Annotated in this window: 20 protein-coding genes and 4 pseudogenes; 10 read left to right on the top strand and 14 right to left on the bottom strand. The window is 68.8% G+C overall.

Going from position 1 to position 17,839, the window contains the following annotated elements; translation table 11 throughout:
• Positions 1–640 precede the first annotated feature (640 nt).
• From ACZ3ZD_RS10155 to ACZ3ZD_RS10170, 4 genes are all read right to left on the bottom strand, one after another.
• Positions 641–1,792, bottom strand: coding sequence for a glutathione-independent formaldehyde dehydrogenase (locus tag ACZ3ZD_RS10155; RefSeq protein WP_467395300.1), 1,152 nt, complete (start codon positions 1,790–1,792; stop codon positions 641–643).
• A 369-nt stretch (positions 1,793–2,161) separates the two neighbouring features.
• Positions 2,162–2,488: a DUF1048 domain-containing protein gene (locus ACZ3ZD_RS10160; protein WP_467395301.1), complete on the bottom strand. Its 327-nt coding sequence runs from the start codon at positions 2,486–2,488 to the stop codon at positions 2,162–2,164.
• 1 nt (position 2,489) lies between these two features.
• A complete protein-coding gene (locus ACZ3ZD_RS10165; protein WP_467395302.1) occupies positions 2,490–2,846 on the bottom strand; it encodes a DUF1048 domain-containing protein in 357 nt (118 codons plus the stop codon).
• Complete coding sequence (locus ACZ3ZD_RS10170; protein ID WP_467395303.1) at positions 2,843–3,169, bottom strand: PadR family transcriptional regulator; 327 nt, start codon at positions 3,167–3,169, stop codon at positions 2,843–2,845. The genes ACZ3ZD_RS10165 and ACZ3ZD_RS10170 overlap by 4 nt, the downstream gene beginning before the upstream one ends.
• 132 nt (positions 3,170–3,301) lie before the next feature.
• On the opposite strand from ACZ3ZD_RS10170, the gene ACZ3ZD_RS10175 reads away from it, so the two are divergent.
• From ACZ3ZD_RS10175 to ACZ3ZD_RS10190, 4 genes are all read left to right on the top strand, one after another.
• Positions 3,302–3,856 carry a GNAT family N-acetyltransferase gene (locus ACZ3ZD_RS10175; protein ID WP_467395304.1) on the top strand — a complete coding sequence of 185 codons (555 nt, stop codon included), beginning with the start codon at positions 3,302–3,304 and terminating at the stop codon, positions 3,854–3,856.
• 168 nt (positions 3,857–4,024) lie between these two features.
• Complete coding sequence (locus ACZ3ZD_RS10180) at positions 4,025–4,309, top strand: hypothetical protein (RefSeq protein WP_467395305.1); 285 nt, start codon at positions 4,025–4,027, stop codon at positions 4,307–4,309.
• Positions 4,288–4,926, top strand: coding sequence for a hypothetical protein (locus ACZ3ZD_RS10185; RefSeq protein WP_467395306.1), 639 nt, complete (start codon positions 4,288–4,290; stop codon positions 4,924–4,926). Before ACZ3ZD_RS10180 ends, ACZ3ZD_RS10185 begins: the two co-directional genes overlap by 22 nt.
• A gap of 327 nt (positions 4,927–5,253) precedes the next feature.
• Positions 5,254–5,499: a DUF5133 domain-containing protein gene (locus ACZ3ZD_RS10190; RefSeq protein WP_467395307.1), complete on the top strand. Its 246-nt coding sequence runs from the start codon at positions 5,254–5,256 to the stop codon at positions 5,497–5,499.
• Between the two features lie 217 nt (positions 5,500–5,716).
• Here the strand turns inward: ACZ3ZD_RS10190 and ACZ3ZD_RS10195 are convergent, their stop codons facing one another.
• From ACZ3ZD_RS10195 to ACZ3ZD_RS10215, 5 genes and pseudogenes are all read right to left on the bottom strand, one after another.
• Positions 5,717–6,004 (bottom strand): DUF4190 domain-containing protein, encoded by a 288-nt coding sequence (locus ACZ3ZD_RS10195; RefSeq protein WP_467395337.1) that lies wholly within the window; start codon positions 6,002–6,004, stop codon positions 5,717–5,719.
• Positions 6,005–6,151: 147 nt separating this feature from the next.
• Positions 6,152–6,376: pseudogene (locus ACZ3ZD_RS10200) on the bottom strand (Cmx/CmrA family chloramphenicol efflux MFS transporter); the annotation flags it as partial.
• Between the two features lie 57 nt (positions 6,377–6,433).
• The gene (locus ACZ3ZD_RS10205) at positions 6,434–6,844 is read right to left on the bottom strand and encodes a hypothetical protein (RefSeq protein ID WP_467395308.1); all 411 of its coding nucleotides are present in this window, start codon (positions 6,842–6,844) and stop codon (positions 6,434–6,436) included.
• A 280-nt stretch (positions 6,845–7,124) separates the two neighbouring features.
• Complete coding sequence (locus ACZ3ZD_RS10210; RefSeq protein ID WP_467395309.1) at positions 7,125–9,326, bottom strand: NB-ARC domain-containing protein; 2,202 nt, start codon at positions 9,324–9,326, stop codon at positions 7,125–7,127.
• 89 nt (positions 9,327–9,415) lie between these two features.
• Positions 9,416–9,916 carry a hypothetical protein gene (locus tag ACZ3ZD_RS10215; RefSeq protein WP_467395310.1) on the bottom strand — a complete coding sequence of 167 codons (501 nt, stop codon included), beginning with the start codon at positions 9,914–9,916 and terminating at the stop codon, positions 9,416–9,418.
• A gap of 86 nt (positions 9,917–10,002) precedes the next feature.
• On the opposite strand from ACZ3ZD_RS10215, the gene ACZ3ZD_RS10220 reads away from it, so the two are divergent.
• The 3 genes from ACZ3ZD_RS10220 to ACZ3ZD_RS10230 all read left to right on the top strand — a co-directional run bounded on the left by ACZ3ZD_RS10220 (position 10,003) and on the right by ACZ3ZD_RS10230 (position 11,483).
• On the top strand, positions 10,003–10,500 hold the full coding sequence (locus tag ACZ3ZD_RS10220; protein ID WP_467395311.1) for a hypothetical protein: 498 nt from the start codon (positions 10,003–10,005) through the stop codon (positions 10,498–10,500).
• 93 nt (positions 10,501–10,593) lie between these two features.
• Positions 10,594–10,890, top strand: a complete 297-nt coding sequence (locus ACZ3ZD_RS10225) for a hypothetical protein (protein WP_467395312.1) — start codon at positions 10,594–10,596, stop codon at positions 10,888–10,890.
• Positions 10,891–11,276: 386 nt separating this feature from the next.
• Positions 11,277–11,483, top strand: coding sequence for a hypothetical protein (locus tag ACZ3ZD_RS10230; protein ID WP_467395313.1), 207 nt, complete (start codon positions 11,277–11,279; stop codon positions 11,481–11,483).
• Between the two features lie 183 nt (positions 11,484–11,666).
• On the opposite strand, the gene ACZ3ZD_RS10235 is transcribed toward ACZ3ZD_RS10230, so the two are convergent.
• Positions 11,667–12,293 carry a TetR/AcrR family transcriptional regulator gene (locus tag ACZ3ZD_RS10235; RefSeq protein ID WP_467395314.1) on the bottom strand — a complete coding sequence of 209 codons (627 nt, stop codon included), beginning with the start codon at positions 12,291–12,293 and terminating at the stop codon, positions 11,667–11,669.
• 98 nt (positions 12,294–12,391) lie between these two features.
• Here ACZ3ZD_RS10235 and ACZ3ZD_RS10240 point away from each other — a divergent pair, with 98 nt between their 5' ends.
• Positions 12,392–13,045 carry a CatB-related O-acetyltransferase gene (locus tag ACZ3ZD_RS10240; RefSeq protein WP_467395315.1) on the top strand — a complete coding sequence of 218 codons (654 nt, stop codon included), beginning with the start codon at positions 12,392–12,394 and terminating at the stop codon, positions 13,043–13,045.
• Positions 13,046–13,300: 255 nt separating this feature from the next.
• Positions 13,301–14,098, top strand: a complete 798-nt coding sequence (locus tag ACZ3ZD_RS10245) for an SDR family oxidoreductase (protein WP_467395316.1) — start codon at positions 13,301–13,303, stop codon at positions 14,096–14,098.
• A gap of 120 nt (positions 14,099–14,218) precedes the next feature.
• Here ACZ3ZD_RS10245 and ACZ3ZD_RS10250 read toward each other — a convergent pair.
• A pseudogene (locus tag ACZ3ZD_RS10250) lies at positions 14,219–15,040 on the bottom strand (transposase); the annotation flags it as partial.
• A 138-nt stretch (positions 15,041–15,178) separates the two neighbouring features.
• Here ACZ3ZD_RS10250 and ACZ3ZD_RS10255 point away from each other — a divergent pair.
• A complete protein-coding gene (locus tag ACZ3ZD_RS10255) occupies positions 15,179–15,655 on the top strand; it encodes a glutaredoxin domain-containing protein (protein ID WP_467395338.1) in 477 nt (158 codons plus the stop codon).
• Positions 15,656–15,877: 222 nt separating this feature from the next.
• Here ACZ3ZD_RS10255 and ACZ3ZD_RS10260 read toward each other — a convergent pair whose 3' ends face one another.
• The 3 genes and pseudogenes from ACZ3ZD_RS10260 to ACZ3ZD_RS10270 form a co-directional block, all read right to left on the bottom strand.
• A complete protein-coding gene (locus ACZ3ZD_RS10260) occupies positions 15,878–16,135 on the bottom strand; it encodes a DUF6221 family protein (RefSeq protein WP_467395317.1) in 258 nt (85 codons plus the stop codon).
• Between the two features lie 33 nt (positions 16,136–16,168).
• Positions 16,169–16,898 (bottom strand): annotated as a pseudogene (locus tag ACZ3ZD_RS10265) (IS5 family transposase); the annotation flags it as partial.
• Positions 16,892–17,535, bottom strand: a pseudogene (locus ACZ3ZD_RS10270) (IS701 family transposase); the annotation flags it as partial. The pseudogenes ACZ3ZD_RS10265 and ACZ3ZD_RS10270, both read right to left, overlap by 7 nt.
• Positions 17,536–17,839: the final 304 nt, after the last annotated feature.

Genomic DNA, 17,839 nt, shown 5'->3' on the forward strand with positions numbered 1-17,839 from the left:
AGCCGTCGAGCCCCCGCGTGTGGACGCTCCACCCACCCGACCCCGCTCACCTCGGGAAACGATCGCAGCAGCTCAACCGCACCACTTCTCACCCTGAGTCACTCCAGCCAAGTGGCGTGCGTCACACGACCTCAGGGTCCAGATCGGGCCACCTCATTCTCCACCGACGCCGACCAGTCAAAGCATTGGGTAAAGAGAATCTATCCCAATGGTCAATTAAATAACCAACCTTCTTTAAGTAGCGCGACGCTCCCATGCGACCGGAGCCGACTGCGGCACACGAAGCGGAACCCCCGTCATTTATCGGTAGACCCACTGCATCGGCGTTCGCGGCGTACTTCCGGGCGCGGCGGGGCGGCCTTCCTGCTGGTGGGAGTGGGCGGTCACCCGGACTGCGTCCGGGTCCAGCCGGAGGCAACAGGAACCGATCCATCGCCGCCCCGGCGTCCACCCGGACGCCGCCCCGACGTCTAACCGGACCGAGCTCGCGTCGATCCCGGGCGGACGGTGGGAAGACTCCGTGCCGCCGCGGAGCGCAAGCTGCACTACGGTCCGGACCGCCGTGGACGGACGACCGGGTTGTCAGCCGTTTCCTTCGTCGCGATCCCGGGCCCGGCCCCTGCCCCCGTTGTGTGGCCCGCTATGCGGCGAGGGCGTGGGTGGGGTGGAGTACGACCTTGGTGTAGCCCTCGATGCGTTTGTCGAACTTCTCGTAGGCCTGCGGAGCCTGGTCGAGGGGGAGTTCGTGGGAGACGACGAAGCTGGGCTTGGCGCGGCCGGCGATGATGAGGTCGCGGAGTTGACGGTTGTAGCGTTTGACGTTGCACTGGCCGGTGCCCATCTGCTGGCCCTTTTCGAACATGCGGCCGATGGAGACGAGGAGTTGGCCGTGTTTCGCGTGTTCGTCGGGGCCCCCGGGATCAGAGGGGACGTAGAGGCCGGGGATGCCCAGCTTGCCGGTGGGACGGACGGTGTCAACGAGGGTGTTGAGGACGACGGCGGGTTCTTCGTGGCTGGCGTCGTGCGCCTGGGCCTGGTAGCCGACGGCGTCGACGCCCTTGTCGGTTCCTTCGCCGCCGGTCTGCTCCTTGATCTGCTGGGCGGGGTCACCTCGGGTGAAGTCGATGGGGATGGCTCCGATCTCCTCCGCTTTGGCGAGCCGTTCGGGGACTCGGTCCACCGAGAACACCTTGGACGCGCCGCGTAGGAGTGCGGAGTAGGCGGCCATGAGGCCGACGGGGCCGGCACCGAAGACGGCGACGCTTTCGCCGGGGGAGACCTCGGCGAGTTCGCAGCCGTGGTAGCCGGTGGGGAAGATGTCGGCGAGGAGGACGAAGTCGGTTTCGAACTCTTCGCCAGGCGGGAGCTTCAGGCAGTTGAAGTCGGCGTAGGGAACGCGTAGGTGTTCGGCCTGGCCGCCCGTGAAGGGGCCCATGGCGACGTATCCGTAGGCGCCACCGGCGAAGCCGGGGTTCACGGTCAGGCAGAAGCCCGTCTTGCCGGCGAGGCAGTTCTTGCAGAATCCGCAGGCGACGTTGAAGGGCATGACGACGCGGTCGCCTTCGGACAGGGAGGTCACGCCGCTGCCGACCTCCTCGACTATGCCGAGGTTCTCGTGGCCGAAGACGATGCCGCCCTCGGCTGCGGTGCGTCCTTCGTACATGTGCAGGTCGGATCCGCAGATCGCGCTGGATGTGACCCGGACGAGTACGTCGTTGGGATGCTGGATCTGCGGGTCGTCGACGTCCTTTACCGTGACGCTGAAAGGCCTTTCGTAGACAACGGCTTTCACCTGTGTCACCTCCGCATCGAGTGCCGAGAGACGGTCGGCGAGGGCGGGCCCGCTGCCGTGGGTCCGGAGGTGTGGTCCTGGGGACCGTGACGTGGCCTGCGCACTCGTTTCACCGCCGGTACTTCCAGCAAACGCCCCCAGGTCACGGACTGCAACCCGCCTGGAGCGCGCGTATTCGGCGGGCCCGCGGCGGGTGGCTGCCCGGCCGTCCGAAGCCGCCGGGGCGCCCGGATCGGGCGCCCCGCCGCACCGGGGATCACCGTGCTCATCGGCGGTGGCCGTCGTGGCCTGCGTGACGGAGGGGGCTGATGGGGCTGGTGGGGTGATCGGCCCGACGTTTGCGGACGGCTGGTCCTCCCCGATGTCGCCTTACTTCTCGGCCGTGCCGGATGTGCCGTTGACGGACTCCTGATAGACCTCGGCGTAGGTGCGGGAGTCCTTGACCAGGTCGTCGGCGAAAGCAGCGACATCAGTGCCGATGAGTTCGAGGACCCCCTTTCCGGTCGCGCTGCCCTCTTCGAAGAAGTCGACCATCCCTGAGAGCAGAGTCCCGTCGGACAGGTCGACCGGGCCGATCTTGAAGAAGTACTTCTGGATCTCGCCGTAGACGATCTGGTAGTCCGGCGGGAGCGCCTTGACCCGCGCCATGTGTGCCCGCCACTGCTTCTTGCCCTCGATGATGTCTCGGATACTCACGTCAGCCCCCTAGCCGGCCCAGTTTCCTCGCAACGTTCCGGTTCAACTGCTCGCGCCACCGGTCGCGATAGCTCCGAGCCCCTTCTCCACCGGCCAGCGCCGCGCAGAAGCCCGCGACGTCGTCACCCAGCGCCTCGTGAACGCTTTGGCCGTCCGCCGCCGTTTCCTCGAGCAGCGCCAGGGCGCTGTCGAAAATCGGCATCAGGTTGCGGCCCGAGAATTCCGAGTAAGGGAACAGGTGGGCCCTGATCTGTTCCCACACCGCCCGGTGGTCGGCCGGCAGTGCCTCGGCCCGGGCCTCGAACCCTCTCCATTCCCTGGTGAGGTCTTTACCCGTGATGGTGTCCCAGAAGTTCATCTCCCGCCTTCCTTGAGGATGTCGATGCGTGAAGAGAGGTACTCCCATTTCGCCCAGAATCTTGCGAGCTCTTCACGGCCGGCGTCGTTGAGCGCGTAGAACTTGCGTGGCGGCCCCATCCCGGATGGCCGCTTCGTCACCTGGACGAGCTTGTTCCGCTCCAGCCGCAGCAAGATGGTGTAGACCGTCCCCTCGACGACATCGGCGAAGCCGAGCTCGTTCAGTCGACGCGTGATGGCGTACCCGTAGGTCTCCTCGCGGCCGATGATCTCCAGCACGCAGCCCTCTAGCGTGCCCTTCAGCATCTCCGTCAGGTCGTCCATCGCATACCTCCTCCCCCGACGTCTCGGTACTCAGTGATACCGGCTACCGCTATACGGTACCACCGAGTAGCGGCCGGTGCCCCGTCCCCCGGCTCGACAGCATCACCGGACAAGCTGGATCATCATGCGGTGATGACGGAGAACGATTCCTCTGCGGAGAACTGCCCTTCGGCGGCACCGGGCGTGGTGCGGCTGGCCCGGTACACGAAGGCCGACCAGGAAGAGATCCTTGGTCACGGCGATGATCCTTTCGGCGTCGCCTGGACCGGCCTGACGTGGCTGCCGAAGGAGGAGCACTTCGGTATCAGGCAGGACGGCCGACTCGTGGCACACGCCGGCCTGCTGCGACTGCCTGTCGCGATCGGCGACACCGAGACCGAGGTGGTGGGGGTCGGCGGGGTGGCCGTAGCCCCCGGCATGCAAGGTCGCGGACTGGCGCGCCTCGTCGTCGCCGGCGCACTGGAGCACGCCCGAACGATGGGTCCACAGCACGCACTGCTGTTCTGCCGGCCTCCCCTCATGCCGCTCTACCAGCACCTGGGGTGGCACCCGCTCGACAACGACGTACTCGTGGAACAGCCCGGAGCCCGTCTGGTGCCCATGCCCCTGCGGACCATGGTGACGCCCCTGCACGACGAGGCCCGCTGGCCCTCGGGACCGGTACGGCTGTTCTCGCTCCCCATGTGACGGCGTACCGCGGCAACAGCCGCCCGTACCTGCGTCGACGTCGCGAGGCACGCGCCCACGCCCGCGCAGGCCGACGACTGCCATGCACCGGCACGGGAAGGGGCCCACGGCAGCGTGGGCCCGCGCAGCCCCGGCTCGTGCCCACCTGCCTCACGGGTGCGCGGTGAAGTGGTTCCGCAACCAGTTCCGCAGGGCAGCGAACTGAGGCGTCATGGTGGTGGCCGACTGGGTGAGGTCGGGGGTACGGCCCTCGTCCTCGACGGGGGCGCGCCCGGGACCATCCGCTCCGGCGGTGGCGGTGGCGGTGGCGGCGGCTGCGGCGAGGGCTTCGGCGACCAGCCGGGCCGGTTCCGCTGGGGCGGACTGCGGCAGTACGGCGGGGCCACCACATCGGGCGGAAGGCGCAGCCGGATGGCCGCGGCCAGCCCGCTGTGTCTCGCCAGGCTCACCTAGGTCACGCCACCACCGAGGGGGAGGCCGCCACCCGCATTGTCGTCCAGCACGGGCGCCCGACCATCGCCGGGGCAGCAGCGAACCACCTGGCCATTCCCCCGGACGCTCCGGCCGTCGCCGACGTCTGGATCAGCGGCGACCTGGGCTTCGTCCTCCTCGTGCACCGCAGGAACGTCGGCCACGTGGCCGAAGAGCTGTACTACTCCCTGCGAGACGAGGACGGTGCTTGGCAACGCCCGGACCACCTCAGCGGTGGCATCGTCGGCGTGGACATCACGGACCCTTCCGCCCTCGACGAGGTGCTCGCCGGGGCACCGATGTCCGTGGCTGCCGAGTCCGAGTCCCTGGTCCACACGGGGCGAGCCCCCGCCGACGAAGGTGAAGTGGTGAAGGTCTGTGAGCTGCTGATGAGCAGTCACGCGGACCTCCTCGAAGTCGAGCACTTCTCACCGGCTTCCCCGCAGGCATCGACGCTCTCCACACGAGAGGTGGCAGGCCCCATGGTGCTCCTCGTCCCGCTCCCCGGCGAACGCGTGCGTGTCTCCGCCGCGCGACGAGTGCATGCGTCGATCACCAGAGTCGGCGACGCACTGGACCTGCACCACCCGGAGCGGTGAGAGGGCGGTGCGTGAGCCAGACAGGCGAAGCCCCTGCCGGCGCCGTCCATAACGTCCGGGCCGCACGCGGGTACGGGGACCAGCCCGCAGACGAACGTCGAAGGTGTATCCGTAGCTACGGCGCATGCGCGGACGGTCCGAGGCCCGGACCCGCCGTGCGGGACGCCGCGGCAGCGTGCGACAGAAAGTGTGCATGCGGTGATCAGGCCGGGGCAGACGGCTCTTCGGAGTGCGTATCCTCCGCTTCGGCTGCAGCCGTCCGTGAGAGCGCGCTCACGGACGTCGCGGGCCCTGCGAACCGGCCCGCCTTTCGGGAAGGTTGTCGCTTTGTTGCTGCCTGCGGAGAAGGAACTACGTGCGGTACTGGCTCGCTTCGCCGACGCCCGCTTTCGCCATGACGTGCAGCCCACCGGTCACTCCAGCCGCGAGCTGGAAGACGCCTCTTACACGTTGTGCGTCATGACCGGCTCCCAGTCGGTGGACCAGGCGCTCATCGCTGCTGACGCCCTACTGGATCGGCTGCGGGCGGACCGTACCGCGGCTGCCAAGGCAACGCAGACTCTGGCTGCCTGACGACAGGCCTCCGCACTGGTGCCGGGGTCGAGGTGGAGCGTGCGGGTCACCGGACCGGCATCGTTCGAGCCCTCACCCTGGCGCACGGAAACGACGAGGGGCGCGTCGAACCCGGTGGTGTAGCGCAGCATCAGCAGCGGAGATTGAAAGCACTGCAGGCAGCCGAGTGCGGCCCGCCGCTGCAGCGGGCCGCACTCGTGGGGGCACTGCAGACCGGTCAGCCGCCCACGTGCCAGCTGAAGCCGCCGTTGTTGGCAGCGACGGCGAGGAGTACGAGCCACAAGACGACGTCGACTATGCCGAGCACGATGCCGGCTTTCGCCATGCCCGCCCCGCCCTTGGCAGCCGACTGGCGCAGCCCGACGGCGCCGAACACGACGGCCAGCGGGCCCAGGATGATGTTCAGTACGAACAGTCCGACGATGCCGCAGCACAGACCGGCGACCGCCAGCCCGTTGGTACGTGAACGAGTGGGCGCGGAAGAAGACCCGCCATAACTTGTCATGGTTGCTCCCGGCTGATAACGATCGGGCTCAACGACCTTTAGCCCTCTTTGGTTGTCTGTTGACCACCCGTCTGCCCGGCGTGAAACGTTGTATGTCATGCCCAGGGAAAGCGTGGGGAAGCGACGGAGCGCGCAGGGGCTGTCCCGCAGCAGCCGCGGACGTTTGAGCTGGGCGAGCTCTGCTCGCCACGTGGGTCCGTCGCTCTCCTCCGCCCCCGCGGGGCGCGCGGGGAAGACGGTGAGGATGCCGATGGCTGCGGGCAGGCAGAGCGCGGCGACGGCCCAGAACGTGGGCCAGCCGAGCAGGGTGGCGAGCGCCGTGCCCGCGGGGACTGCGGCGATGGTGGCCACCGTGGTGCCCGACAGCAGTACGTCGAACTCCTCCGGACCCGCATCCTCACGCAGTCGTGACCTGCATCAACCGCCCGATTACTGCCCGCATCGCCAGAGGTCAGCTCCGTCGCGCCCGCTGGGATCCATTGTCAGGAGGTCTTCATGCAGGCCGGACAAGGGCCGCCCAGTCGGAGCGCCATCTTCGCCCGACTCCATAACCACCCAGCCGGCCTCCACACCCGACACGTTCACATCGCCGCCGGCGTCCAGCTCGTCGAGCGTCGCAAACACCGCCTCATAGGCAACGGCTCGGACAAGGCGAACAAGATCCTCCCTGTCCGAGCCGGCAGCAAGGAGGCGTTGCGCGGCGGGCAGTTGATCGAGCGACCCCGGCTCGGTCCAGCCGTTGATCGCACCGTGCCACAGGCTCCGCAGCAGCACGAATCGCGCGAGCTGCGGAAGGTCTTCCATGACCTCCGACTTGATCAGGTCGACAGGATCGGTCACGCCGAGGGCGCTGAACTGGGCACGCAGCCACTCAGCAGCAGCCTTCCGTGGCACGTCCAGGCTGTTCAGCCATTCCAGCCATGCTTGTTGGGATCACTCACCGCATCAGCATGCCCTACGCCGGGAGACTGGGCGATCGGCGCATCTGTCTCTGCTGACGCACAGGCGCTGTGGTTCACGGAACTGCGGACACAGCCTTGAAAACGGCCATTCCCTGCTGGCGCTCCCCAGCCGGCAGGCTGACGGCAGCCGTGACAAGCGATGGCCGTTGACGGCAGGCTCACCGGATCCGGGCGCGTTCCTCCCAGTAGGCCAGTTCTTCACGGGTGGCCAGGATTCGGGGATGAGAGGGGCCGAGTATCTGCATCTGCTGGTTCAAAAGATACGTGAGGGAGGTCGCGGCCCCAGCGGCGTCTCCGGCACGGCCGCGCCAGTGAGCGTGGCTGTGGTGGGCGTCGAACACCTTCAACCAGTTGGAGAGCGCGGTCAGGTCTTCCAGGCCACTCCGGTAGGGCCCCGTAGGTGTCTCCTGCGGATGCCGGAGCCCGCCGTGCTGGCCCAGTACGCGGATCAGATCGGCCAGGAGTGCTTCGCAGGCCGTCGCTGCTCCGTACGCGTCTCCCGACTCACCCTGCCAGCGCGCGAGTTCCGCTCGGGTGTCAAGGACAGCGGTGGAGTCCGGGAACGAGTGCCGCTGCAGCAAGGACAGGAGTTCTGTGTACGCGGCCACCGCACCGGCCGCGTCACCCGCGGCGCCGCGCCAGCGACCCAGGGCGGCCCGGGTGTCGAGGGTGCGTTTGTGGTGAGGTCCGAAGAAGCGGCTCTGCTGGTCGAGGATGGCTTCGTACCGCGCCACAGCCCCGGCTGCATCGCCGGACTCGCCCTGCCAGTGGGCCTGACGGAGGCGGGCGAACTCGAGGCCCGGAGAGTAGGGGCCCTGGTGGTGAAGGGCCGCGTCGGCCAGCCGCTCGAAGTAGGCGACGGCTGCCTGCGCCTGACCGGTTGTCCCCAGCACCTCACCGACGCGGTAGAGCAGCTCATGGTCGGTCGGGCCCGGGCCGTTGCCCGACAGGCCGGAGAACTCCTCGGGTCTGGAGTAGGGCATGCCCGACCAGAGGGCCGGGTCGGCGTGCCCGCGGAGGACCTCGACGGCGTCGACGAGTACCGGGGCGAAACCGGGAACCTCTCGCTGAGCGTCGGCTGCCTTCACCAGTGCCGACGCGACTTTCCAGGCGAGGTTGCGTATCCGGCCGGCGGACAGTGCCTCGCGCGTCGCGCACTGGAGCACCGGGTGTACACGCACCGCGCGATACGGGTCGCCTGGTGTGCAGTCGATGATCCCCAGGCGGTCCATCAGGCGAAGCGCACTGTGCACCTCGTCCGCCCGAAGCGTCTGGCCGGGCGCGGCAGTGGTGCGGTGCTCCTGGAGGTACTCCGTGGCGGCGGAGTTGATGAACACGGATTCGGGTATCCCCTCGGCAGGCAGCAGGGAAGCCAGCTCCAGCAGGGGACCGGCCAGGTCGCCAGAGGGCATCCGGTCGGCCTGCTCCAGCGACGACCGCCATGCCTCGGTCACGGCCGTGTTCTGGCCGTCGGGAAACGCGCCGGGTCCGGGGACGAGTTCGGCGAGAGGCTGCCCACGGCGGGGACGAACCTCGCCCCACTCGCCTGGCCCACCGAGCAGGTCGTACTCCTCCAGCAGGCGGACGTACGCCGCCAAGCCCAGCCCCGTGTCGGCCAGTTGTGCAGCAGCCTGCGACAGGGCCAGCGGAAGACATCCCAGCGTCCTTGCGAGGGCCGCGAGTTCATCGGCCGCAGCGCCCGGATGCCCGTACTCGGCCAGCACCTCCGAGAGGTAGGCCGTCGCCTCACCGGGCCTGAATTCCGCCATGGGGACCACCAGGCGGTTCAGCCCTGGCTGCGCGACGTCTCGGCGCCGTGTGGTGACCAGGAGCTGGCCGCTCGGGTGATCGGGTGGCCACAAACCCCGCAGATCATCGGGGTCGGCCACATGGTCAAGGACGATCAGCCAGCGGCGCCGCGCACCCTCCGTGCCCGGCCGCAGCCAGGCGAGGAACGCCTGCGCCGCGTGTTCGGCTGCCGCCGTGCCCGAGCCGATGGGCGTGTCGGTCCCGGTGATCTCGGCCAGGGCGCGGGCGTATGCGGCGACGACTGCGTCGCGGTCGGTGGCTGTGACCCACACGAGCAGGTCGACCTGCTCATCCCGCCAGGCCGCGCGCGCGATCCGGGCGGCCTGCTGTGTCTTGCCGACACCCGCGGTGCCGACGAGCACGGTGCAGCGCACGGCGTCCGACGCGTCCCCGGTGTTCGCCTGCCTCCTGAGCCCCGTTCGCTCGTCGAGTTCTCGGCGTGGCTGAAAGCAGCGCGCCGCAGCTGGAACGACACCCACGAGAAGCGGCCAGGACGCAGGAGGACGGGCATTGCCGTAGTACGAGAAGTGGTCGGCGTGCCCGACGGCCACGCCGTGGTGGCTGGCCTGGACGACGTGCGGTGTTGACGCGGTCGAGGAAGCGGAGGACGGGCGCGGGCTGGGATCGTCGGCCGGTTCGCTCAGCCCTGGGACGAAACCGGCGGTGGAGGGGGGCTCAGGTGAACACCTCCGTTGATCAGCCCTGCGGCGACCGAGCCATTGTCGGCGCTGACGTTGAGGTCCCGGCCGACGGCCAGTCCGCCGTCCCCGACCACGGCTCCGGACGTGCGGTCTGCGTTCAGCAGCGACTGCAACTCCGCGACCGCACGGTCACGTTCGTCCTGCGCGAGGCCCTCCAGAAGGCCCTCGAACCGGGCCTGCCACAGTGCCTCCTGACGGATGCGGATCCGCTCGGCCGATACGCCGTCCTCCGGGGCCAGGTCAGCCGCGGTCTGGTCCAGACGCGCCAGTTCACCGGACTCCCGCTCGGCATCCCCGCGTCCGAACCACACAGCCACCCGCCGACGGAACCCCTCCCAGGCATCCGTACCGGCGGCTTGGACCACCGCGGTTCCCCCGGAGGCCGCCAGCACCGTCAAAGCCTCAGGCAGCACGCGCCATCCCCCTTCCGTGCTGATCATCCAAGACGTCGTTGATCTTAGCTCGACACGCACCCCGACCTCGGGTGGTTTCTGCACGAAGGAATTGCACGGACCGGACCGCACCGATGCGCAACCGGGCCCCGTCGGCCGAGGCAACCGCTGTCAGGCAGTACGACACGGCACGCGCGACGTTACTCGCCTGCATAGCCACGCCCCACCGCCACCGCCACGGCTGCGACCACCGCCAGCCACTGCTGGACGCGATCGGCAATGCCCGCCGGGACGCCTACCTCGCCCGCCGCCACCAGGCCGCCCGGGAAGAGGAACGGCCCCGTGAGGAACGGGAAGCCGCGCAGCGCGAGGCGCGGCGGCCGGTACGCAAGAGCTGCAGGCAGAAGTTCACCGACGCCCGGTGGGAGGCGATCGGCTACACCCAAGAGTGGAGCAAGCGCCCCCCGAGCCCGCACCCGTGCGAGGACTGCCAGGACCGGGCCGGCGCAGCACAAACGCAGGCCGAAGCCGACGAACGTGAACGCCAGGAGCAGGAGCGCCTGCGCCAGGAGGCAGAGGAACAGGCCGCCACGCACAAGTCCGGCGGCCGGCGCTCCCCCTTCTGTACCTGACCCGGCTAAGCCGCGGCCTCCGACCACGTGGGGCTTGCCCAAGGCGGACCTGGGCAAGCCCGCGTTGTCGGTGGCGGCTGCGACGCTGGCCAGATGAACGGAGATGAGCAGCTGCTGAACGGCCGGGTCTACGGCGCGGAGCACGACGACCCCCACCCCGGCCCGCTCCCACACCGAACCTACGCCGAACTGGTCGGCGGCCCGCTGGACGGCCTCCTGCTGGACATCCACGGGTGGCGGACCGAGGAAGTCGACGACGGCGTGGCCCTGCCCACCGAGCTGTCGCGGTGGCCCGGCGGCCGCGCCCTGTACGACCCGCGCCCCGGCGAACCCCGCACGCCCGGCCCGGGTGTGAGCTGCCGCCTCTACTACTCCGGGGACACACCCTGAGGCAGGCGCGACCACGGGCCCGACCACCGCACCGGCCGCCCCGACCACAGAACCGACCACGGCGGGCCAGGAGTCGGTGATGTGGTCGAACCCGCTCAGCATCGGCGTCAGCTCCTGAGCACACCCGCAGAGTGTGCGCCGCCGCGTCCCCGGGGTTCTCCGCGACATCCGGCGCGTGCGAAGGCGACTGGTGGCGACAGCCGCAGTCTGCCCGACACAAGGCCACCGGACTCTACGAAACTCGGGGCGGCTCACTTCGCCTCTTCGTAGCACGGGTCAGGACCGCGGCAACGTCGCCGGCATCCACGACGCCTCGGTCGGCCTCGGCTGCGAGCGGGGAGCGTCGCATCGCCCTCGACGGCGACCTCGACGGTGTGCCGCGCCTGATGGTCGTGATTGACCGGGCCGACACCACCCCGCGGTACCTCGCCCGCTCCTGGGAGACGTTCCGGCAGAAGGACGACCCGCAGCGGTCCCCGGCCATCGCCGCCCACGAGGCTTTTCTGTACGTGGTGCGCACGGCCAGCATCACCGTCATCTGCGACGGACCCGCCACCGTCGGCGGTCGCCTCATCCCCGGCGCCCGCGAGTAGTTCTCCACCGTCATCCTCGCCCGGCTCAGCACTGGCATCCGGCAGCGGCTCGCCCCGACAGACGGCCCCGCTCCCAAGAGCAGCACCCACCCGGGTTCGCGTCCAGGTTGTTGGACTACTGGACCGTGATCCAGGTCTTGTCCCGCTCTTGATTGCGCTTGCGTTCGCACCCTGTCTCCTCCATCACCCGCTCTCTTGCCGACGGACGGAGAAGGCACCCGCGGTAGCCGCCAGGACTGCCGCCTCCGCGGCCCGTTCCGGGAGTTGCGGGTCTGGATCGGTACGCAGGAGCACCAGCTGGTGGTAGAGCGGCGCCGTGGCGGCGATCAGCAGGCTCCGCGCGTCCGTGTGCTGTGCGGGGAGTTCACCGCGCTCGATGGCGCGCTCGACGAGGATCTCGCACTGGGCGTACCGGTCCGCCCACAGCTGCGTCTGAGCCTGCGCGGCCTGTTCGGAGTGGAACGAGGCGGCCATCAGGGCGACGGCGAGCGACGGCTGCAGGACCAGGGATTCCTGGATTTCTTCGTTGAGGGCCGTCAGATCGCCGCGCAGGGAGCCGGTGTCCGGCGGCTGCCAGTCGATCTCGCCCGCGGCGTTGATGACGTCGACGAGCAGGCCGCCGACATCACGCCACCGCCGGTAGACCGTGGCGCGGTGCACCCCGGCCCGCGCCGCGACGCCCTCCATCGTGAGCCCTTCATGACCGCCTTCAGCGAGTTCGGCGCGCACCGCGTCGAGGACCTGGGCGCGGACGCGGGCGGTGCGACCGCCCGGACGGCGGTCCGACGTCGTGTCCAGTGAGTCTCTCATCGGCAATCAGTATCCGGTTGATCAAGACGGCGGGCCGTGCCAGCATCTTAACGCGACAGTTGTCGCTCTAAGTCCACTGGAGAGGAACCGCCTCCGCGATGCCGCCCGTTCCCGCTGACCCCACTGAGCTCCACCCGATGCCCGAGCACCCGCGCGTGGTCCTGCTCAAGCCCTTGGTGAAGTCGCCGCTGATCGAGGTCGGTGACTTCACTTACTACGACGATCCGGACGACCCGACCGCGTTCGAGACGCGCAACGTTCTCTACCACTACGGCCCCGAGCGGCTCGTCATCGGCAAGTACTGCGCGCTGGGGACGGGCACCCGGTTCATCATGAACGGCGCCAACCACCGCATGGACGGTCCGTCCACCTTCCCCTTCCCCACCATGGGTGGTTCCTGGGCGGAGCACTTCGACCTGATCACCGACCTGCCCAGCCGGGGCGACACGGTCGTCGGCAACGACGTGTGGTTCGGCCACGGCGCCACGGTCATGCCCGGTGTACGAATCGGTCACGGCGCGATCATCGCCGCCGGCGCCGTGGTCACCGGCGACGTCCCCGACTACGGCATCGTCGGGGGCAACCCGGCTCGGCTCATCCGCACCCGCTACGACGCCGCGGACATCGCCCGGATCCTCGCCGTGGCGTGGTGGGACTGGCCCGTGCAGCACATCACCAGGCACGTGCGGACGATCATGTCGGGGACCGTCGCCGACCTGGAGGAGGCCGCCGCGCAGTTCGACCAGCCCTGACACCGCCTCCTCCCCACACCGCCCCCACCCGTCCCGCGCCAGATGCGAGTGATCACACCTGTCCCGTCGCCGCACTCATATCGCGAGGGTCGGCATCCCCATCCGAGCCGGGCATGGGAACTGCCTGAATGCCTGTCTGATCTGTGCCTTGTGTGCCTTGTGGTGGCTGGGTCTGCGCGCCCAAAGGGGTGTGGGCATGGCAGGGCCCGGGGAAGTCAGGTGCCACGTGAAGGGCAGCTCGCCAGGATGAAGGTCATGACTGGTGAGACGCGTGCCGGGAGCCGGCAGGACGTGGGAGAGGCGCGGCGCCCGCTTGCCTTGGTCACGGGGGCGGGACGTTCGGCAGGGATCGCGGCGTCCGTGGTATTGAATCTGGCCCGGGCCGGGTGGGACGTGGCCTTCACGTACTGGACTCCGTATGACGCGCGTATGCAGTGGGGCATGGAGCCGGGGGCGCCCGAAGAGCTGCGGAAGAAGGGGGCGTCCCGTGGGGCGAGAACGCTTGCGGTCGAGGCGGACCTGAGCGACCCGGCGGTTCCGACTCAGCTCTTCGACAGTGTCGAGCGCGAACTGGGAAACGTGACCGCGCTGGTGCTCTGCCATTGCGAGTCGGTCGACTCCGGCTTGTTGGACACCACGGTGGAGAGTTTCGACCTGCACTTCGCCGTCAATGCCCGGGCAACCTGGCTGCTGATCCGGGAGTATGGGCTGCGGTTCCGCGGACAGCACGGCAGTGGTCGGATCGTCAGCCTGACCAGCGACCACACCGCCGGCAACCTGCCTTATGGGGTAAGCAAGGGAGCGATGGACCGGATCACGCTGGCCGCTGCCCGTGAGCTCGCCCACCTGGGAGTGACCTGCAACGCGATCAATCCCGGACCGACCGACACTGGGTGGATGACCGAAGAGCAGAAGGCGGACGTCATCCGCTTCACCCCCCTGGGACGCCTCGGTGTGCCGCAGGATTGCGCGAATCTCGTCACATTCCTCTGCTCTGCAGAGGGCGGATGGATCAACGCCCAGCTTCTCCAGAGCAACGGCGGCATGGGTTAGCGGCGCATGGCAATGGCTCACGGGCGGCTGGCGGCGCCGGCTGTGCAGGCTGCCCAGTCTCCGGCGGCTCGCTGCCATTTGACGGCGACGGTGATGTCGATGCAAGCAGGACGGCGGCGGGCGGGGGTGGATGCGGTCCCAGACCACTGCGCGTGGGGTGCCGTACCGGTCGGTGACCTGCGTCGTTGCCGCGTCCGGCTCGCCCAGGTGTCCGGCCTGGCGAAGTGGAACTCCTTGCCGTGCTTCGGTGGTCGGCCACCCTGGGGTAGGCCAGGGCGTACTCCTTGAGTGAGGGCGTGGGCCGTCGCATGATGCGGTCGGAGCGCACCCGTCCCATTACCTCGACCGGGAGGCCGTCGAGAAGGTGGGCCATGCGCGGGTCGTCGTAGCCGACGTCGAAGACGATGAGGATGTCGCGGTCACCGAAGTGCCAGTCGCCCATCTCGATCAGGCCCGTGACCGCGCAGCGGAGTTGGGCGGCGGTGTCCTCGGCAACATCGTCCTCGGGTCCGAGACGGACGGCGTCCAGGAGCTGGCACCAGGGCCTCCGGCCCGATTCCAGGGCGGCGACGAAAGATACGGCCAGCTGGAAATGACCTGGTCCGAGGACCACCCGCTGCTGCCATAGACATGGCGGTCCGCGCTGGTCGGCGCGTCGGGGCGGAGCCAGTTGCTGACGTCCACCGCCAAGACCAAGCGCCCGTCGGCGGCCCGTGGCATCGGCAGACCGGCCAGCACCTGCCGCAGCCGGGGCACGTCCACCTTCCCGTGGTTCAGCGCCTCGTACATCGCGCTGTGCCCGCGCCCGTGCTCGGCCACCAACGTGAGGTCGACGAGGTCGAACAACTCGTCCCCGCGCGGTCAGGCAGTCGATAGGGCCTTTCGAAAGCGTGACGCTTGCGCGAACGCCTTCCCGGCACCGGTGTCAGGCAGCAGACTCACTTCACGGGCTTCGTCTCGATCGGTGCAACCTTGGTCGGAGCACATGATCAGACGAAGGTCGCCCCACCGTCCGGCGAACGCCCAGGTGAGTGGCCCAAGTGCGAGGCCCGTTTCGACTCATCGATAGCCTTCCTCCTCATGATGCGCGCTTGGATCTTGCCGATGCTGCTCGTGCTCTGCGGCTCAGCCCTTGCGGCTGGGCTGATCGTCAGCGGGACCCCAGGCACAGCCGCCGTCCTCCTGCTGGTCTTTGTGCTGCTCGCAGGCGTTAACTCGCCTCTGATCTTCCCGAGGTCAATCGGCGTGCTGGAGGCACAGCACCGCAGCGCGGTCGACGGCCAGCCGGTCGTCTTCTGGCGGCCGGGCTGCAAGTACTGCCTTCGACTGCGTATCCGGCTGGGCCGTCGCGCCCGCCAGATGCACTGGGTCGACATCTGGCGTGACCCGGCTGCAGCAGCAGTGGTGAGGACAGCCAACGACGGCAACGAGACTGTGCCAACTGTCATTGTGGCGGGCCAGCCACACACCAACCCCGATCCCGCATGGGTGCGCGAGCAACTCTCGCGCCCCGCGTGGTCGGAAACGAAGCCGAGGTTGAAGAACAAGCTCAGCTGAGGCGCGGGCTCCGGGCGCGTGGCGGGTCGTCGGAAGACGGGTGTCGGTACTGGTCTTCTTCGACAAGGCTCGGTAGAGAGCTGATCAACGCCGTGTAGGGAGTGGTGAGGCGAATGTCGACGCCGATGACGCCCGGCCGGTCGGAGCGTTGCACGTACAGACGGAGCCTGTGGTGTTCCAACGACAAGAACCCCAGGAGCTAGGGCTTGTCTCCTTGGAGGGCTATGGGCGCCATTCCTGGCGGTAGGCAGGGTGCTCGGCGTATGACTGGGCAAGGACTCGAAGGGCGTATGCCAGGCCGGCCGAGCGGGCGTCCGAGGGGTCCATGGCCTTGTAGTCGTGCGCCAGTTGCTCGGTCAGGTCGAGCATGGGGAGATGGCTGTCGAGAAGAGCCTCGCCGCCCAGAGTGTCGGCCACGTAGGCATAGGCGTGGTTGTCGTCCATGACGCGTGCGACGAGGAACTTCAACAGATCGTCCATGTGGTCATCTTTGCGGGCAAGGCGCTTCGGCCGTCAAGCAGCTGTCCAGATGAGGATGGCCGCGAGGTGGAGGCCGGCCTGGTAGGCGATGGCAAGCTTGTCCGTTCGCAGGGCCAGGCCGCGCCACTGCTTCAGCCGCTTGATGCACCGCTCGACGGCGTTGCGCTGCTTGTATGCCTCAGCATCGAAAGCCGGCGGGCGGCGGCCTCCGTCGCGGCCCCGGCGTAGCCGGTGGCCGACCTGGTCGGACGGCTGAGGGATGACCGCACGGAGCCCGCGTCGCCGGAGATGGTTGCGGATCGCACGGGATGAATACGCCCGGTCCGCCAGGACGGTATCGGGTCGGTTTCTCGGTCGTCCGGGCCGCTTCGCGGAACACGGATGCCTGCCATGACCGTCTCGAAGGCCGGAGCGTCGCCCGCCTGGCCTGCGGTGACGCGGAGGACCAGGGGCAGTGCACGGCTGTCGCTGGCGAGGTGGACTTTCGTGCTCAGGCCGCCGCGGGAACGTCCGAGGGCATGGTCGTCAGGTTCGGCCCGGCCTGGCGCCCCTCTTTTCTGGCTCCGGCGGCGTGCTGGTGAGCCCGGCAGACAATGGAGTCGACCGAGACGGTTCAGCCGATGTCGTCAGCGTCGTCGGCCGCTGCCAGGACAGCGGCAAGGATGCGTTCCCAGGTGCCGTCCACGGCCCACCTGACCAGGCATTTGTGAGCCATCTGGAACGAGCCGAGCTCGTCCGGCAGGTCCCGCCAGGGCGAGCAGGTATTCGCTGGGACTCTGGGACGGCGAGCACGTAGCCGACTGCGGCTTCTTCCAGCGTCCGGCGAAAGCGCCATTCCTGGCCGTAGGCGGCATCCGCGGTCACCCAGCCGCTCGGCAGCGGCGAGGCGAGTGCGCGGAGCACCATTGCTCTGGCCAGCTCTGGTTTGGTGGCGGAGGCCCGCCCATCGGGGATCTTGGCGGCGCGACAGCGTTCGCGGTCGTCCGTCCAGGACTTGGGCAGATACAGCTCGCGGTCCGCCAGGGCCCGGCCAAGAGAGGTGGCGTAGGCGACGAAGACGCCGATCTGGCAGCCTTCGGTGCGGCCGGCGGTGCCGGATTACTGGCGCTGCACGCCCGCGGGGGTGTTGCCTTTCTTGACGAACCCGGTGTCGTCGAGGATGAGGACCCCGTCGTCTTCGCCTAACGTGTCGGCGACGTATGTCTGCAGGTCATCGCGGACGGCGTCGGCTTGCCAGGTGGCCTTGTTCAGTAGTCGCGGCAGGCCGTCGGGGGTGCGGTGACTGGCGTGTTCGGCCAGTTGCCAGCCGTTTTGCGGCCGACTGGGCCGAGCAGGGCGCGGACGTAGTCGCGCATGCGGCGTCGCAGGTCGGCGCGGCCGAAACGGTGGCCGATACGCAGGAAGAGATCCCCGAGTTCACGGTCCCAGTCGCGTCGGAAAGGTCGTCGATCACGCGGGGAAGCTGCCCTGATCACGGCTCGGACAGTGCTCGATGCCGCCCATTGGAGGGGCGGTCCGGCAAGACCGCCCCTGATCGGCCATCAGCCAACTACACTTCCCACGACGCCTCTGACCAGGCCAGATAGCGGAACGCTGCTGGAGCACTAGGTGTTCTGTCCGGGGAGGTTGTGGACGGGTGAGTCAGATCTCGGCTGAGGGATCTTGAACGGGTGAGGGCCTTCCGGTTCGGTGTGGATTGCGACG

The sequence above is a fragment of the Streptomyces sp. NPDC023481 genome (assembly GCF_055560195.1).